This is a genomic window from Bremerella volcania, assembly GCF_007748115.1.
In the GTDB taxonomy this organism is placed as follows: Bacteria; Planctomycetota; Planctomycetia; order Pirellulales; family Pirellulaceae; genus Bremerella; species Bremerella volcania.
In genome coordinates this window covers 1520739-1537277 of the sequence record NZ_CP036289.1, presented here as the reverse complement: position 1 = coordinate 1537277, position 16539 = coordinate 1520739, and the positions used below count along the sequence as shown (strand labels likewise).

Genomic DNA, 16539 nt, shown 5'->3' with positions numbered 1-16539 from the left:
TCTCGCTGCAGGCGGTTTTTATTTTAACAGGATGCGTGCGAAAGTTCGCTTAGTCGTTGAGCAGGCTCGAGAACAGTCCGCCGGTTCGCTTGATGCGGTAGAAGGTCGTCGTACCGCTCACTTCGTTCGACACCACAATCGATGGCTCGCTGAATGGGCCTTCGCCGCGTGGGATGAAGTCGATCCCTTCCGGGGCATTGTCTAGCTCGTCGCGTTCGTACTGTAGGAAGCTCGGGTTGAGCGGATTCGAGATATCATACAGCATGATGCCGCCGACGCGTTCCAGCCCGATGAAAGCCCAGGTGCAACCCAGATCACTGCCGATGTCAAGTGCTTCAGGCTCTGGACCTTTGTTGTCGCTACGGTTATCGAAGCTGTCTTCTTCACCTTCGTTCGAGTTGAATTCTTCTGGAACTTGAGCAGCGATGATTTCTTCAAATTCGCTGCCGCTGTCATAAACCTGGACGGTCTGGCCAAACGGCGTGAAGAGCCAGATCGAGAACGAACGGGCACCAAAGCTGTACAGCTCGTCGTAGTCGCCATCGTTGTCGATATCGCCCATGGTGGTCGTCACGGTCAAACGGCCCAAGGTTTCGTCTTCTTGCAGATCATCGGCATCGGGGAATACGGTTGGATCGAGTGTCAGATCCTTGACGCGTTCCTCTTCTTCAAAGTCACCATACTCGCGGGCATCCCCTTCATTGGCCGAAGCCACCAAGGTGAAACCAAGGAATTTGGTCGAGGCGATTGAATCTGGCATGTACATCCCCTTGACCGGCCATGGCTGGATGTTGATGGCATCGTCGCGGTCCGAAGCATCGAAGGCATTTTCTTCCAAGGAATGATCTTTGTAGCCCAGCGGATTGATCGACACGATGCGTTTGGCAGGAATATTGACCACGGCAATCGCGTTGTTTTCCTGGCAGCTGACGTAAGCCGTACGGGAATTGGCCGAAACGGTAATGTATTCCGGTTCCATATCCTGAGCGACCGACGAGCCTGGGCCAAAGATACGAACGCCGTCGGCCTTGAGCGCGGCTTCGTCGCCGTTGAACGACTCGAAACCAGCTTCAAACACTTCCGGATCGGCAGGATCGGTCACGTCGATGATCGAAACCGAGCCGACGGGATCAAGGACGTAGTCATCTTCCGGTTCCCCTTCGTTGGCAACCAGCACGTATTTGCCGTTGGGGGTGAAGGTCACCATGTCTGGCAGGAAACCGACTTCGGGCTGCGAGAAAACCGTGTAGTCGTCGGCATCGACGAGCATCACCTTGCCACGCACACCGACCGTTCCCGAGTCGACGGCGATGGCGACCAGGCCTTCATGGCAATCGACGCTGTTGACGTCTCCGACATCAATCTGGTGCAGCAGCGTACCGTCGGTCGCATCAAGCACGTCGACCGTTCCGTCTTCCGAATTGGTCGTGAAGACTTTCTGCGTGGTCGCGTCGTACGAGGCGATTTCGCTCACGGTACCGAAGTGACGCCACTGAAATTCAAGGCTAGGCGTCCCAAACAGAAAATCCAACGGTCCAGCCGCAGCCGAACCGGCCAGAACCAGCGATGCCAGAACGGCACTGCCAAAAGAAAGTAATTTCATCCGAGGTGATCCTTCAACATGGGGAGTGTCCAGAGAGACAATGAGCCGACAAGTTTGTCGAGGTAATGTTGGCAGCAGATGAAGGTCAAATGAAAAAACAAGATTTCGTGTTATGGCTAACGATGCAACAGCCGAGAATGATTCGTTCCCTTTCGAACGACAATTCAATTCCGCGATTTGTTGCGTCCCGATAAGATGAAGGAAGCTTAACTTGCCTCCTTCGACAAAGCAGACGCGTCGCGTGTTCGAGAGTCCTTATCTTCGTCTGGTTCAAGCCGCATCGCAGGTCGTTGTCGACGATGACTACCACGACTTGATCGACCGCGGAGACGTCGCCTCGCTTCGTCGTATCGTAAGTCACAACCGCGAAGCACTGGCGTTTGCTCGGATGCACCTGGGCCCAACGTGCAAGATTGAGTTGGTCTACGAAGCGGACTTCTTTGCCAAGAACTGTCCCAACATGCAGCATCTGCGCGGTCTGTCTCGGGCCTTCACTACCGAGGGGCATCTGGCCGGGCTGGAAAATCGCTGGGCCGATGCGGCTTCGATTGGGCTCGATTTGTTGGAACTCGCTGGTGCGACGGGTCGCGGCGGGCTCTTATGCGATCACATGGTGGGTTGGGCCATTTCAGCCGCTGGCATCGACCTGCTGCGGCGGTGGCGTGCGAAGTACGACGAAGCGACCTTGTCTCACTTGCTGGTCCGTATCCCTCAAATCGAAGCTGGCCGAGACGACTGGAACGCCGTCCTTGAGCGCGATCGCAAATGGGAAGAGATCGTCGAGTACCCGGATGAACCCGTGGATCGGTCCGATATCGAGCTTACCGAAGAAGACAAGCAAGAGATGTCCGAGGAAGAGATTGCCGCGTATTACGAGGTGGTCGATCTCACGCTGAACATACCTGATGAAGAGCGAACCGATACGAGCCGTAATCTCGAGAACCGTGCGATTGCCGGCTTGCGTCTGATGACTCTCGATACCGCGATCCGCATGTTTCGAGCCATGACCGGCAGTTACCCCCGGCAGCTTGCCGAACTGATCCCTGGCGTCCTGGCGGAACTTCCGAGCGATCCCTTCACCGAGCGTGACTTCATCTATCGTCCCCAGTGGAAAGGGATCTTTCACCGCGCGATCGAATGCTTCTTGCTCTACAGCCCCGGGCCCAGCCAAACGGACCACGGCGGGACGTTTGGCCCCTACCCGCTGGTCGCCGCTGGCGAGGCCGACCTATGTCTAGATGAAGCCGACTATTGGTCGGAAGATTGATCCTCGCCGGTCGACTCAGCACCCGCTTCATCCGACGCTGGCGTTTCGTCGGCAACCGCCCGGAACGAGTCGATGCGTTCTTTGATCAGCTCGGGGCGTTCGTACCCGCGGACGATCGCCTTCTTAAGTTCACGATCGGCATCTTCAAAGCGGCCCACCGTGGCGTACGCAAACGCTAGGTTCGAGTGCGCGACCGCCAGTGAGTCATCCAGTTCGACCCCCTTCTCCAAGTGAGCGACCGCCTTTTCGTATTCTTCCTGATGGATATACAGTGCCCCCAGGCTGACGTGCAGTTCGGCATACTCCGGCTCCAGTTCCAGAGCCTTATTGTACATCTTCTCGGCCTCGTCAAACTCGCCCAACAAACGGCATACGACTCCTTTATTCACGTATGCCATGTGATTCTTGGGATTCTCCTTGATCGCCATGTTGTGGTACTTGATCGACTCCTCGTACTCGTCCAACTCGTTGTAGCAGTTGCCGATCATGGTCAGCACTTCGCTCTTGTTATAGTTGACCAGCGGCTTCTCGAGGGCATCCTGGAAATAGGGAATCGCTTCGGCGTAGTTCCCCTCGTCGTGATAAGTGGCCCCTTCTTCGACCAGCGCGTCCCCGTTTTTTGGAATATCGCAGCCGACAAACAGGAGGATCGCAACGAGGCAGACAGCGGCGGAAGGTAGCTTTGTCATGACAGTCGATCTATGAGAGAAAAAGCAATCGCGGAGAATCGTTCCTCTCGATTCTAGTCTTGTCGCGTCGAATCTACCAGAACTTCCACCAAGGCTTCTTGCGCGCCGGGCGAGAATGCTGCGACATGTTGAAGACCGTCTCCACCGCCTTGTCCATCGTTTCCTGCGAAACTCCTCGGTCGGGCACCACACTCGGAAAGAGCCGCATGGCGCTCAAGTCGTCAGGATTGGCACCCGATTCCAAAGCATTCAAAATCGCATTCGATTCGGCGTTGTATAAGGTGAGTGGTTGCCACTTTTCTTCCGGCAACGTCTCCCAAAGCTTGGCCCCGATCGCTCGGGCCCTTGAGTAGGCCGGCAGTGACATCAATGGGACATCCGTTTCGATCGTGCCGTCACGATGTGCTCGCACGATCGTAGGGGAGTACTTGATGCCGGTCTGCTCGAAGTAAAGACGCCCGAATGCAATCGTCGAAAGAGACTCGACTTCGTGAACCAGGTCGGCATCGAATCCCTTTCCGACCATGGCGTCCATCAGCTCATCGATCGTGGGGTAGTCGGTAAAGTGCTCGGCGAAGAAGCGGATCGTGCGTTCCAGTTCCTTGCGGTGCTCGATCTCCGCCGAATTGCGAGGAAACTCGAACACGGCAAAACGCGTCAGGTAGCCGAAGTCTGGCCCCTCCACGCCGGCCGGCCAGTCGTCATCGTGATGCGCGACCTCGTGCCCGTCGATTTCGAGTTCACGCTTCCAGCCTTCGGCACCATGCGAAAGGATGGTCGCCTTGACCAGGTGGACTCGCCGCGGAGCCGCCGACTCGGCCGCGTAGCGAAACCACGGCTTGCTGTCGTCCAGCTTGCCGTGGATTGCGTCGTCTTCGATGCCTCGCGCCAGCGATGGCCCCACGTACGCCCGCAGCCCTGGCAGACCGTAGTCGCCGGGCGCATATCCTTTCGAGAAATCGCCGTCCGCTACGCCGGCCTGGCAGGTCATGCAGAGGGGCTTATTGTCGAGAAACGACTTGATCGGCCCGGCCACGCAGGTAATCCACAGCGCCGCCGCTTCGCGTAGTGCCTTGTCACGATCGTCCCCCATGCCAACGACGCAGGCATCCAGGACTTCGTCGTCGTACTCATGCAGCGTGGCAAACACGTGACAATGCGCCATCTCCCGCCGCCCGTCTTCACCTTCGTAAATCTCGCCGGTAAGGGTGATGCGTCCGTCGAACAGCTTCAGATTGCCATCGAACAGCTGCGTCCAGCCCCCCAGTTCCCCACCATGCGCGACGATGCCTTCCTCGATGTACTCGAGTAGTTGATGTTCTTCGTTCACGGTTATAAGTATCCCGGCATGATGTTGAAAAGGGTTTAATCGACAGAAACTTGATTGACGACACCGGAAGCTTCCAACGCATCCACCTCGTCACTAATTTCGTCGTAGTAGTCGGAGAGTACGATGTGTGCGTTTCTCGCTCGCCATGCGTGAAACGCATCTTCCATATCGGGACGATCTAACCAAAGGGCTGCTTCGTGAATCAGCAATTGGTTCGGGACATGCCGTCTGGGATTCAGCATCTCCGTAGCCGATAACAACCCGAAATGCTGACAGTTCAGGACGAACGCCAACGCAACGCTGCGGCTTTGCCCCGCTCGGCAGGTTACCAACAAGTTTTCGCTATTCTTAGCGAATGCGAGGGCCTGTTGGATGTGTGTCGAAGTGACGTGCTGTTGCCCCTGGACGGGAAATTCGATGTCGTCGAAGCGTAACACGAGATGGCGCTGGGTGGTTTCCGCGACCAATGGATTCAGTTCCGCTTCCCTACCCAGCACGACAATCACATCCCACAGACCAGCTTCCCGCCGTAACAAGTCGGAAGCGGCCAGATAACTAGCGACGCGGATTGCCTTCAATGTTTGCTTCCCTTTCAAGCGACACCAGTTCGGCGGTTAAGCCCCGCCAGCCTCTTCCAATCGCTTCATCACCTTCTTCCATCCCAGCGACTTGGCCAGCATGTACGGCGTCATGCCGTTGCCGGCAGGCTTGTTCGGGTCGGCGCCGTTGTTCAGGCAAACGTCGACGCCATCGAGCGAGCCTCCCAGGGCCAACTGGTGCAGGAAGGTGAACCCCCTGTCGTCTGGCTCGTTGAGCATCTCGGGATTGCCGGCCAAGGCTTCCTCGAACGAGGGACGCATGTTGACCGACATGGGGTGCTCGTGGGCGGCGACCTTGGCGTAGTCTTGCGGTTGTTGCTTGGCGGCGCCACCAAACAGCTTGCTGAAGAAGCCTTGCTTGACTGGCTTCTCGCCGATGTAATCTGGCGGTACGAGATTGACGACCCCCACTTCGCCGAAATCAAAGCCCCACGCATTGTCATGTTCGCGGCGTTCGCTGGGAGCCAGACGCGACCGCATCAGGTCGACCGTAAAGCCGCCGTAGACCTTGCCGAACATGACGTACATCCAATCGCAAATCTGCTTGCCGGGGATCTTCACCTCGTCCCCTTCTTTCACCGACTTGAGCGAGTGGGGAGAGTTGATCAGCGTGCCGGTCAGGTGCTTGCCGTCGAAGTCAACGTCCATCAGCCACATGTGCTCTTTTTCGAGTTCATCCGAGTCGCCGGTGCGTAGTTCGGGAGGATCTTCAAAGGTCGCTTTCACGGCGGCAAGCTCCAGCCCCGGGATGATTCGGCGGCGTTCCCACGACATCTCGCGCCAGAAGTATTTGAAGGTCTGCCGCGCTTTTTCAGCGGCTTCTACCATCTCGGGGTCGTTGGCTGGGGTAAGAATGGCGGTCGATTCTTGATCGGACATGGTCGACTGGCCTCGACGAAAGGAAGAAAGAAAAGAGGGTTAGGTCCCAGTTTATCGGAGCGACCAACCAGTGCCAACGTTTTTATTGGGAACCCCTGCGAGCGTTTTCGAACGAAACATGCCCACGCAAACGTGGGCATGTCGTGAGATCACGTCTGAATTCTTACCCGTTAGAACGGCAGCCCTTGGTTGGGCGAATCGCTGGAAGCATCGCCGCTACCATCCTTCGTCGCATCTTTCGGCGGGTCCATCCGAATCAACAGGTAGTGCTGGGTGCTGGCCGTACCGAAATGAACCAGGACCGGCACTTCGTTCTTGGTGAGATTATAGATCCCGGTCTCAAAGACCGTCGAAGAATTGTCCCCCACCGTGAACGCACAACGCTGCGTCTTCTTGTCGACCTTTCCTTGCACCAGGTACGACTTGTCGGTCGACGTGTTGTAGTACGACCCACTGATGATCCCGTTATGATCGACGGCCAGTTGGATCACCCGCGTCGGCTTCGGATCTTCTTCACTGGTCGAAATCGCGAAGGTCCCCAGCGGCAGGAACTGATCCCCATCGCTGTTGTCGCCTTGCTGGTTATCGGACTGCGTGTCGGAAGGCTGCACGGTCGCCAGGTCCATTGCCGACTGGGCGTACTGCTCTTGCGTGCCGACGTCTTGCCCGTTGACGTAGACGGAGTTGTCCTGGTACACGACGTTGCCCCCGTCGCCGTAGTCGTAATAGATCGGAGCACCCCAGCCGTAGTATGGGAACCAGGCCGTCATGCGCCCCCAGGTCACCCCACCCCACCAGTACCACCAGGCGTGATTGTGCCAATCGTGTTGGTAGTACCACGGCCGAAGGTTCGGATGGTTGTGGCTCCACCAGTCACTTCCAGGACGATTCCAGTTGAAATGGTTTTCGATGTTCTGCGTGATCTCGGGATGATTGACGCTCCACCAGTCGCCGTCGATATGGTTGTCGTGAATGTTGTTCCATTTGTTGGCGATGTTGCCGTTGTTCTGGAAGTTCTGCAGCTTGTTATCAAGATTCGGATGGTCCTTGCTCCAAAAATCGCTCCCAGGCTTCGGACCGTCACCCCCCAGCCACTTTTCGATTTGGTTACTGGCGTTGGGATGATTCTGACTGAACGCCCCGCTGCCAATCAGCCCCGAGCCCTTCGCCTTGTCGGCCCATTGCTCGAGCTTCGCGGCGCGGTCCGGGTTGTTATCCAGCCAACTGCTCAGCTTGTTGGCACCGGCACTGCCTGGCCCGACGATATTGCTTAGCTGGTCACGGACCTTACTGGCAGCATCAGGCGGGAAATTCGAGCGAATTCCACCGTCAGCTTGAGGACCACCCTGCAAACCGAGAAAGCTTTGCAGTTGGCCCGTCGAAGGTCGCCCGCCGTTGGGCAAGTGCGAAGTGAACGAAGGGAAGCCGGCGTGGCTTTCGCCGATACCGGCCAGAGGATCACCCCCGTGCAGCGACGAAGGATTCAGCGTACCCGGGAAACGTCCCGCGACGCCGGAAGGAAGGTTGACCCCTCCTTGCGGCAAGTGAACGCCGGACGGTAGATGAGCGCCACCAAAGTCTCCTCCGCCAAAGCGGCCGGCGCCCAGCGCCCCGCCGCCAAAGTTTCCGGAAAATCCGCCGCCGCCAGCACCACCGGGGTGAAAGCCACCGCCAGGCATCACTCCGCCGCCATGAAAGCCGCCTCCCATGCCTCCCATTCCACCGCCGTGGAAACCGCCACCACCATGAAAGCCAACCGCGTACGTCGCTACGGGAAAGAGGACCGCCGCCACGACGGCAAAGCACCCGGTTAATAGATTTCGCTGCATGGAAATGTTCCCTTATGTTTCTTGTGTGCGTGAAGTCCTAGTTGCCGTAACGGGTAAGCTTGTCAGGCCCCGTTCCTGGAAGCGCGTGACCGTCGACTTCCATATTGACCAGGCTGAGCTTCAACTCGTTTGGCGAAACGCGCTCGATCACCTGGCTGTACGAAGCACGACGACCATCAACCAGCTTCACGACCATCGGGCAGCGCCAAGTCGCGGGACCGGTTTGTTCGAACGTCCCTTCACCGAAGCTTCCGTCACCGTCAAACTGCCAGCAGCGGATCACGTTATGTTCGTTGTCCCAGCCGAGGATCTGCATGCCATACTGGCCGAAACCTTGCGGCGTGTTCATTTGATAATTGCGGGCCAGGAAGTTACCGCCACTGATCCAATAGACCTGATTCGAGACGGTCGCCTTTTCATCGCCGTCGACCCATACACCCACCAGCCATTCGAGTTGTTGCAAACCGCTGGGCGAGCCTGCGGCGCTGGGCGGCACATCGGTTTCTTCCACTTCACTGATCAGCCACTGGTCGTCATGCTTGGCGAGCAGTGCCGACAAACGCGAGAACGATACCGACTTGTCGCTGTGCGAGAGCTGCGTCGAGCACTTCACGCTGACCACATTGGGGGCGACTTCACGAAACGAATTCAGCGTGATTACCAGCTTGGCCTGGGGATCGGCTTGAAAGAGAGCTTCGTACGCGGCTAGAATCGCGGCGCGTCCCTTCAGATTGCCGGCCACGGTCGTCTGGTGATGGACGGCATCTTCCTGCCAGAGGTTGGCGATCGCTTTGGCATCGTGCTGATTGAATGCCTTTTCAAACGCCTGGAAAGCCGTTTGCAGTTCTTTCTCAAGCGGTTTGTTTGTCGGCTCGGTCGATTGGGCGTAACCCGCCGCACTAAGCAGCAACACAATAGAGCATGCCAGCAAACCATCGCCGATCTTACCGGTAAGATGGCATCTACTGGGCGAAGATAGAAACTTCATCCGACGTCCCCCGTTCTCTGCTTAGTTGAGTTCGCCCCTTGGTAGGGTGTTTCATCCCAAATTATAGGTGGTGTTTTTTGGGGGTCGCAATAAAAGCGTCGGAAGAATTGGCGGAGAGGGGCAATTTCACCTGAGTTTCACGCTCGTTACATCGGCAACAGGTAATACATCCAGGCCTTGATACGGACCGTAACGGTGCTGATGATCTGAAATGGTTTCCCTTTTTGCGTGTAAATCGTCGCCATGCCAGCGGTTCCCATGGGAAGCGACTTGGCAAATTGCTCGTCGTCTAACACGATTTTGACGGCAAATTTACCGCTGGAATGAACACTGGCGGCATCCAGTAGTTTGCCTGAGGTGACGAACTGCCCTTCCCCGCTGGCCTGGATGACGGAATCGACCGTACCGGCGAATACCTGACCGGGATGGCTCTTCAGTGCCATTTCGACACGATCGCCGGGGGCGACATTCTTCAGCACATTCTGACTGAAAACTCCGACGATATCGGCACGGGTCGTATCGATGAACGTGCCCATGGGAGCCAGCGGCAGCGGCACGGCCATCGCCCCCTCGCGGACTTGCCAGTTCGTCACAAAACCATCGGCCGGCGCGTAGACGGTGCACTGCTCGAGATTGAACTGGGCCGTTGCAAGCTGGGCCTTGGCGACGTCGACTTGCTGCTGTGCCGTCTGCAGCGTAAATGAGGCAACTTCTTTCGCTGCGTTTGCTTTATCAACGCCTGCTTCCGCGGCCGCGACCCTCGCCCGCAGTTCCGTCAGTTCCAAGGCGCTCACGGCCCCTGGTGATCGCTGGTTGGCATCTTCCTTGGCAGCCAGGTCAGCCTTGGCCGCCTCGAGACTGGCCGTCGCCTCTTGAATCGTGGCATCGGCGACTTTGATTCCCGCTTGCAACTGCTCGACCGTTTTCTCGGCGGCACTGACGGCCCCTTGGCTCTGATTTACGGCGAACTGATAAGGATCTCTTTGTATCTCAAACAGTATATCTTTTCCCTTGGTCAGCGGCACGTTGGGCTTGGCTTCGATCTTGGTAATGGGCCCTCGGACCTGCGGTACGATCTGAATCGTATAACGCGAAACGACCAGTTGACTGGACGTCGGCGCCGAGAACTGCCAGCAGATCACGATCGCACCCACCGCGACAACGCCGATCACGGCGCACGCGGCCAGGTTCACCGGCGTCGGCTTGACCTTCAGCTTCATATAGAAGAGCCAAATCCCCGCCACGTACAGAATGACGAACAAGGCAATCATCGTGAACCTATCTTTTGCAGGAGGCGATCGATCTTAAGTGGACGCATTCTTAAGGGAAGCCAGTTCGGCTTGAAGCTGGGCGACCTGTTTGCGGAGTGACTCGACTTCCCCATCACCGGTGGAGTTCGATTTGCCAAAAGGAATAAACGCCCACACGAACGCGATCGGCCAAAGGATTCCGCCCAGCGCCAGTCCAATCCAACTGGCCGCATTGATGGCATCGGCGTGGGGATGATTCCGCTGCTTTGCGATACCGCCAGGCAGCGACCCTAAACCAACAATCGCGGCGACGACCACAGAAAACAAGACCGCAATGACGAACCAGGCGAACAGCGTGGCAATGTCCATAATCCCTATTCCTGAACGCGAACGGACGTTATCGATAAGCTGCTCTTAGTTTAGCAATTCGAAATTCGAGCGTCATCGTTTTCCCCGCAATGTTTTCGTCTTGACCGGGGCGGTGGTATTCTCATTAAGATCAAACATAGTTGATGCTCCCGCCGCGAAATTCCTGCACCACCTCTTGAGAATCACCATGGCAACGAAGGACTTTGGCGTGATCGAAACCGATTACGCGTTTTTCATGTCGCATGCCACCGAGGCGAAAAGCGACGTCGAGGAGTATGCCCGTAAGCTGGTCGGTTTCGGCAACGGGCGATCGGACATTCATCTGCTCGACTTTGGCTGCGGTACCGGAGAATTCAGTCGCCAACTTCTCGATGCCCTGGCGTGGCCCAAGGCATCGCTGTATCTGACTCTCTTTGAACCGGTCGATCATCAACAAGAGATCGCAGCCAAAAGGTTGTCGTGCTACAGCGATCATGCGATCGCCAGCTTGGGGGAAGCCTCGTACGACCAGCGGCCGACCTTCGACGTGATTCTTTCCAATCACGTCTTGTATTACGCCGAAAACCTGGGCCAGACGATCGACCAGTTGTTGGAACGCTTGCATCCCGAGGGAAAAATGCTGTTGGCGATGGCCGGTCACGAGAATGCTCTGATCAAGCTTTGGAAAGTCGGCTTCGACCTGCTCAATCAGCCGATTCCCTATTACGTAGCCGAGGACGTTGCCGAGAACCTCGCTTCCCACGACGTCCGTATCGAAATGTCCCTGTCACACTACCAGCTACGTTTTCCCGATAGCGAAGAGAACCGCTGGAAGATCCTGCGGTTCCTGTTCGGCGACTACCTCCGAAAGATTCCACGGGAAGAACTTCTTCAGGAATTTGATCCGTACGTGGAAGACGATCACATCGCGATCAACACGTTCAGCGAACACTTCCTGGTCGAGCTGAACGCGAAAGCGTGAGCGTCAGATTAACAACTGATCGACAGGATGATGCTCTTCGACGCCGGTCAGCCTGAAATTCAGCCCACGATGACGGAACGTCAGCTTCGTATGGTCGATCCCCAGGCACTTGAGAATGGTGGCCTGAACGTCGTGGACGTGTACCTGGTTCTCGACGACGTTAAATCCGAGTTCGTCCGTCTTGCCGAGCGAAAACCCCGGCTTTATGCCGCCGCCGGCAAACCACATCGTGAACGCTTGCGGATGATGGTCGCGTCCCTGGCTTCGACCCAGCGCGGCACTCGCTTCGACCATCGGCGTGCGGCCGAACTCACCACCCCACACCACCAACGTGTCCTCGAGCATGCCGCGGCGACGAAGGTCTTCGACCAGCGCCGCACAGGCTTGATCGGTTTGCTTGGCCTGCCCGCGAATGCCTCCTTCAACGTTGCTATGATGGTCCCAGCCGGCGTGGTAAACCTGGACGAATCGGACACCTCGCTCGGCGAGACGACGGGCCATCAAGCAGTTGGTGGCAAAGTCACTCTTCGGATCGAGCGGATTGGCCCCGTACAGGTCAAGCGTCTCCTTGGTCTCTTGCGAATAGTCCATTAGTTCCGGAGCACGCGACTGCATGCGGAAGGCCATTTCGTACGCTTCCATCCGCGTGCGAATCTCGGGATCGCCGATGTCTCCCAGCTGCTTCTCGTTCAGATGATGAATCAAGTCGAGCGAGTCACGCTGGGCCTTGTCGTCGTAGCCTGGCGGGTTGGAAACGTGCAAGATCGGCTGGCCATGACTGCGGAAGGGTACGCCTTGATGGACCGAGGGCAAAAAGCCAGCGTTCCACATTGCCGCACCGCCACTCAAACTACCGCCACTCTTGAGCACCACGAACGAGGGCAAATCATTCGCTTCGCTCCCCAGCCCATAGCTGAGCCACGACCCCATGCTCGGACGCCCTGGCACACCGTTACCCGTATTGCAAAACAGTTGGGCCGGCGAATGGTTGAAATGATCGGTATGGACCGAACGCACGATGGCGATGTCATCGACCACCTTGGACAACCCAGGCAGCACTTCCGAGATTTCGGCACCGCACTGACCATGCCTGGCGAACTTGAATCTAGGGCCGAGCACCGCCGCATCAGGCTGAATGAACGCATAGCGCTGACCGGCGATCACCGATGGGGGAATCGGCTTCCCTTCCATCTCGGCCAGTTTCGGTTTGTAGTCGAAAAGTTCCAACTGGCTTGGAGCGCCGGCCATGAACAGGTAGATCACCCGCTTGGCCTTGGCCGGAAAGTGCGTTGGCTTGGGCGCGAATGGGCTTGCATCTTCGGCCACGACTTCACTCGACTGAGCCAATAGCGATGCCAGGGCGATCTTACCGATGCCGACACCACAATTGCGAAAGAAGTGCCGTCGCGTTTGCTCTTGTAACCAGTTCATGGATGTTGTGTTTCTTAAGGTTTGGTAACGGCTTCGTCCAGGTTCATCAGCGAGCGAGCCACCATGACCCAAGCCGCTTGCTCTGGCGAACTCGATTTCTGCGAGCCAATGACCTGGACGTCAAGCTCTCCACTTTGCAGTCGAGCGAGTTGTTGATTTCGAAACGCCAGGATCACCTTCAATTCGTCCTCGGCAGGCGGCCGCGTCAGCAGACGCCGGAAAATGTTCTCGGCAATCGCTTCCGGCGTCGACGACTCGCGCTGGGCCGCTGTTGCCAACGCCTGGGCCAGTTCGATGTACATCGCGTCATTCAGCAGCGTCAACGCTTGCAGCGGCGTGTTGCTGCGATCTCGTTTGGCCGTGCATACCTCACCGCTCGGTGCATCGAACACCGCAAACGCCGCGAAGGGGGTCGTGCGTTTGCTGAACGTGTAAATCGAGCGACGATAGCGATCTTTGCCGGTCGATGGCTTCCACTTGAAATCTCCGTAGGCCAGCGCCGTCACGCTCTCAGGCTGCGGCGGATAGACGCCGGGGCCGAACATCTTGTCCGAGAACTGACCGCTGGCCTTGAGCATAATGTCGCGGACGATTTCCGCATCGACGCGAAACCGAGGGCCGCGGGCTAGGAGCCGATTCGCAGGATCCTCCGCGCGAAGTTCCCCCGGAGCGTCTGCCGTCTGGCGATAGGTTGCACTGAGCACGATCTGGCGATGCAGCCCTTTCATCGACCAGCCATTCTCCATCAGCGAGCAAGCCAGGTAATCGAGCAACTCCGGATGGGTCGGCGGATCCGACTGCGTCCCAAAGTCGCCACTGCTTTCGGCCAGTCCTCGGCCAAACAGCGCCTGCCAGGCTCGGTTCACCACCACCCGGGCCGTCAAAGGATTTTCTTGACTGACCAGCCACCGCGCAAGCTCCAAGCGGTTACTCGGACCATCGGTCAATTCGTCCCCCAAAAACTCCGGCACGCGCGGCGTGACCGCCTCTTTCGGGCTCAGGTACTCGCCTCGGTGATGAAGAAACGTCGGGCGTGGGTTGTCGGCGGGTCGCTCTTGCATCACGAGCGTCTTGGGAAACGCCGGCATCTTCTTTCGCAGCTCATCGATCGGCTTGCGAGCGTCGGCCAGTTCCGGGGCAATCGAAAGATAGTAGTGATCGATCTGTTCCTGCTGCTCAGGCGAAAGCTCTTCCGCGGATTTGGCGAGCAGCGATTCCATTTCAACGGGCATCTCTTTGGCCGTGGCCTGTCGATCGAGCGAGGCCGCCGAAAAGCGGAATCTTCCCAGGCTGGCCGCGAAGTGGCGTTCGAACAACAGCTGAATCTTCAACTCGCCGGGCGTAGTGATCGGCTGCGGCAAATTGACCACCAACTGATGCGACTCTCCTTCCCGCTGAGCGGTCGACCAACCGGTCGAACCGTCGCCATCGAGCACGTTGGCCGCGTCGGCACTACCACTGCCGATGCTGATCTTGCCGTAGCTCTGCGAGGCGCCGTCCAGCTTGACCGGGTGGCCATCGAACCTGGCAGATAGCTCACTGAGAAAGAAGTCCCCTTCCCGGCCTTCGTAGTAGGTGCGTCCTGGGCCGCCGGCCGGTAAGCGAGGGTCCGCCATCGCTTCGAGCCGCAATGCCGTCAGAGGCAATTGGCTGGCGTCGATCGTGTAGGTCAACGTAAACACGTCACGCTTGGTGATGTCCCCACTGGAAAGAATCGAGTGATCCGGCAGCGACTCCAGCTTCGGCATATTGCTTTCCAGCTTAGTGGCTGGCAGGGGTTGCCACTTGGTGGCCTCGGCCCTGGCAGTCTCCAGCCAGGCCGAACGCTTGGCCTGAAGGTTCGCTTGACGCCGCTCGTCTTCCTCTCCCTCTCCTTCCATCGGTGGAAACTGCCTGGCGAGTTCCGCCGTCAGCTTTTCGATCTGCGCGGTGAGTTCCTCACGACGCTTGACGATATCGTCTGGTTGAATATGGAAATCTGGCTCGTCGGCGTTATTCATCAAGGCCATGAACGAGTAGTAGTCGGTATGCGTGATCGGGTCGTACTTGTGCGTGTGGCACTGGGCACATCCCACGGTCAGCCCCAGCCAAACGGTCCCGGTCGTGGCGACGCGGTCGACCATCGCATAGAAACGGTACTCGAGCGGGTCGATCCCCCCTTCTTCGTTGAGCATCGTATTGCGGTGAAAGCCGGTCGCGATCTTCTGGCTTTCGGTTGCATCGGGCAGCATGTCGCCGGCAATTTGCTCGATCGTGAATTGATCGAACGGCATGTCGTCGTTGATCGCGCGAATGACCCAGTCTCGGTAAGGCCAGATCGAACGGGGACGGTCTTTCTCGTAGCCGTTGGTATCGGAGTAGCGAGCCAGGTCCAACCACTCGCGGGCCCACCGTTCGCCGTAGTGCGGAGACGCCAACAAACGATCGACCAGCTTTTCATACGCCTGAGGATCCTGGTCGTGAACGAATGCGTCCGCCTCGGCGGGTGTCGGGGGCAGTCCGATCAGGTCCAGGTACACGCGGCGAACCAGTGCGTATCTATCCGCTTCCGGTGAAGGCTGCAACCCTTCCTTCTCAAGGCGAGCCAGCACAAACCGATCGATGTCGCCCCTGGGCCAATTGGGATCTGAAACCTCTGGCACCGGCGGCTTCTCCGGCGGCACGAATGCCCAGTGCTCGGCGTAGGGGGCTCCCTCTTGAATCCACCTTTGAAACTTCTCTTTCTGCTCGGCCGTCAGCGTGTCGTTGGTATGCGGTGGGGGCATCACCAGGTCGGGATCGTCGCTTAAGATCCGTTCGACCAGCAGGCTCTCGTCCGGTGTGCCTGGGACAATCGCTCCGTAATCGATGGCCGCTTCGCGCTGGTCCAACCGCAGATCGGCCTCACGGTGCGACTCATCGGGGCCGTGGCACGCAAAGCATCGCGCGGCAAAGATCGGACGAATGTCGCGATTGAAATCAATCGTAGACTCGGCCATGGCCAGACGCCCATCGAGACCAACGGCCACAACGAGAGCCAGGCAAAGGAAAAGAACTCGACGAAGCGACATCACGTATTCCAAGGAAGCTAAGGGATGGCGGGATAATCCCTCAAGTATATCCCTCAATGCCCGATTTGCCAAACATGCATTCATATCGATTGATCTGACCTGAATGATTCGATAGTGAACCCTTCTTCGCCTGATCTGCGTGGCTTGTGCTTCACCTTAGTTCCCGCCCAATCGTGAAACAACGACTACCGTCAATCGATCTCCAACTCTTCCGCCAATTCCTCTAGAAACCATTCAGGAAGACCCACCCGCGGGACGAATATACCGAAGGCGGAAGTTTTACCGATCGCGTGG

The 16539-nt window shown here is 57.6% G+C and carries 13 protein-coding genes; 2 read left to right on the top strand and 11 right to left on the bottom strand.

Translation table 11 applies throughout. The features are described from left to right. Positions 1-49: 49 nt before the first annotated feature. The gene (locus Pan97_RS06240; protein ID WP_144971262.1) at positions 50-1603 is read right to left on the bottom strand and encodes a choice-of-anchor I family protein; all 1554 of its coding nucleotides are present in this window, start codon (positions 1601-1603) and stop codon (positions 50-52) included. Positions 1604-1814: 211 nt separating this feature from the next. On the opposite strand from Pan97_RS06240, the gene Pan97_RS06235 reads away from it, so the two are divergent. Beyond that, complete coding sequence (locus Pan97_RS06235; protein ID WP_144971261.1) at positions 1815-2870, top strand: hypothetical protein; 1056 nt, start codon at positions 1815-1817, stop codon at positions 2868-2870. On the opposite strand, the gene Pan97_RS06230 is transcribed toward Pan97_RS06235, so the two are convergent. The 8 genes from Pan97_RS06230 to Pan97_RS06195 form a co-directional block, all read right to left on the bottom strand. Then, positions 2852-3559: a tetratricopeptide repeat protein gene (locus Pan97_RS06230; protein ID WP_144971260.1), complete on the bottom strand. Its 708-nt coding sequence runs from the start codon at positions 3557-3559 to the stop codon at positions 2852-2854. The two genes, Pan97_RS06235 and Pan97_RS06230, sit on opposite strands and share 19 nt — an antisense overlap. Before the next feature lie 73 nt (positions 3560-3632). Further along, positions 3633-4889, bottom strand: coding sequence for a DUF6348 family protein (locus Pan97_RS06225; protein WP_144971259.1), 1257 nt, complete (start codon positions 4887-4889; stop codon positions 3633-3635). 35 nt (positions 4890-4924) lie between these two features. Next, positions 4925-5467 (bottom strand): protein-tyrosine phosphatase family protein, encoded by a 543-nt coding sequence (locus tag Pan97_RS06220; RefSeq protein WP_165698637.1) that lies wholly within the window; start codon positions 5465-5467, stop codon positions 4925-4927. Between the two features lie 36 nt (positions 5468-5503). Next, positions 5504-6367 (bottom strand): DUF2314 domain-containing protein, encoded by an 864-nt coding sequence (locus tag Pan97_RS06215; RefSeq protein ID WP_196782297.1) that lies wholly within the window; start codon positions 6365-6367, stop codon positions 5504-5506. A gap of 170 nt (positions 6368-6537) precedes the next feature. Beyond that, positions 6538-8196, bottom strand: coding sequence for a hypothetical protein (locus Pan97_RS26215; protein ID WP_165698636.1), 1659 nt, complete (start codon positions 8194-8196; stop codon positions 6538-6540). 37 nt (positions 8197-8233) lie between these two features. Further along, positions 8234-9184: a YybH family protein gene (locus Pan97_RS06205; protein WP_144971257.1), complete on the bottom strand. Its 951-nt coding sequence runs from the start codon at positions 9182-9184 to the stop codon at positions 8234-8236. 146 nt (positions 9185-9330) lie between these two features. Then, on the bottom strand, positions 9331-10455 hold the full coding sequence (locus Pan97_RS06200) for an HlyD family secretion protein (protein ID WP_144971256.1): 1125 nt from the start codon (positions 10453-10455) through the stop codon (positions 9331-9333). A 33-nt stretch (positions 10456-10488) separates the two neighbouring features. After that, entirely contained in the window at positions 10489-10803 is a 315-nt protein-coding gene (locus tag Pan97_RS06195; protein WP_196782296.1) for a DUF3302 domain-containing protein, read from the bottom strand. Positions 10804-10990: 187 nt separating this feature from the next. Here Pan97_RS06195 and Pan97_RS06190 point away from each other — a divergent pair, with 187 nt between their 5' ends. Continuing rightward, positions 10991-11764: a class I SAM-dependent methyltransferase gene (locus Pan97_RS06190; protein ID WP_144971254.1), complete on the top strand. Its 774-nt coding sequence runs from the start codon at positions 10991-10993 to the stop codon at positions 11762-11764. 3 nt (positions 11765-11767) lie between these two features. Here Pan97_RS06190 and Pan97_RS06185 read toward each other — a convergent pair whose 3' ends face one another. Then, on the bottom strand, positions 11768-13195 hold the full coding sequence (locus Pan97_RS06185; RefSeq protein ID WP_144971253.1) for a DUF1501 domain-containing protein: 1428 nt from the start codon (positions 13193-13195) through the stop codon (positions 11768-11770). Positions 13196-13209: 14 nt separating this feature from the next. Further along, a complete protein-coding gene (locus Pan97_RS06180; protein WP_144971252.1) occupies positions 13210-16245 on the bottom strand; it encodes a PSD1 and planctomycete cytochrome C domain-containing protein in 3036 nt (1011 codons plus the stop codon). Positions 16246-16539: the final 294 nt, after the last annotated feature.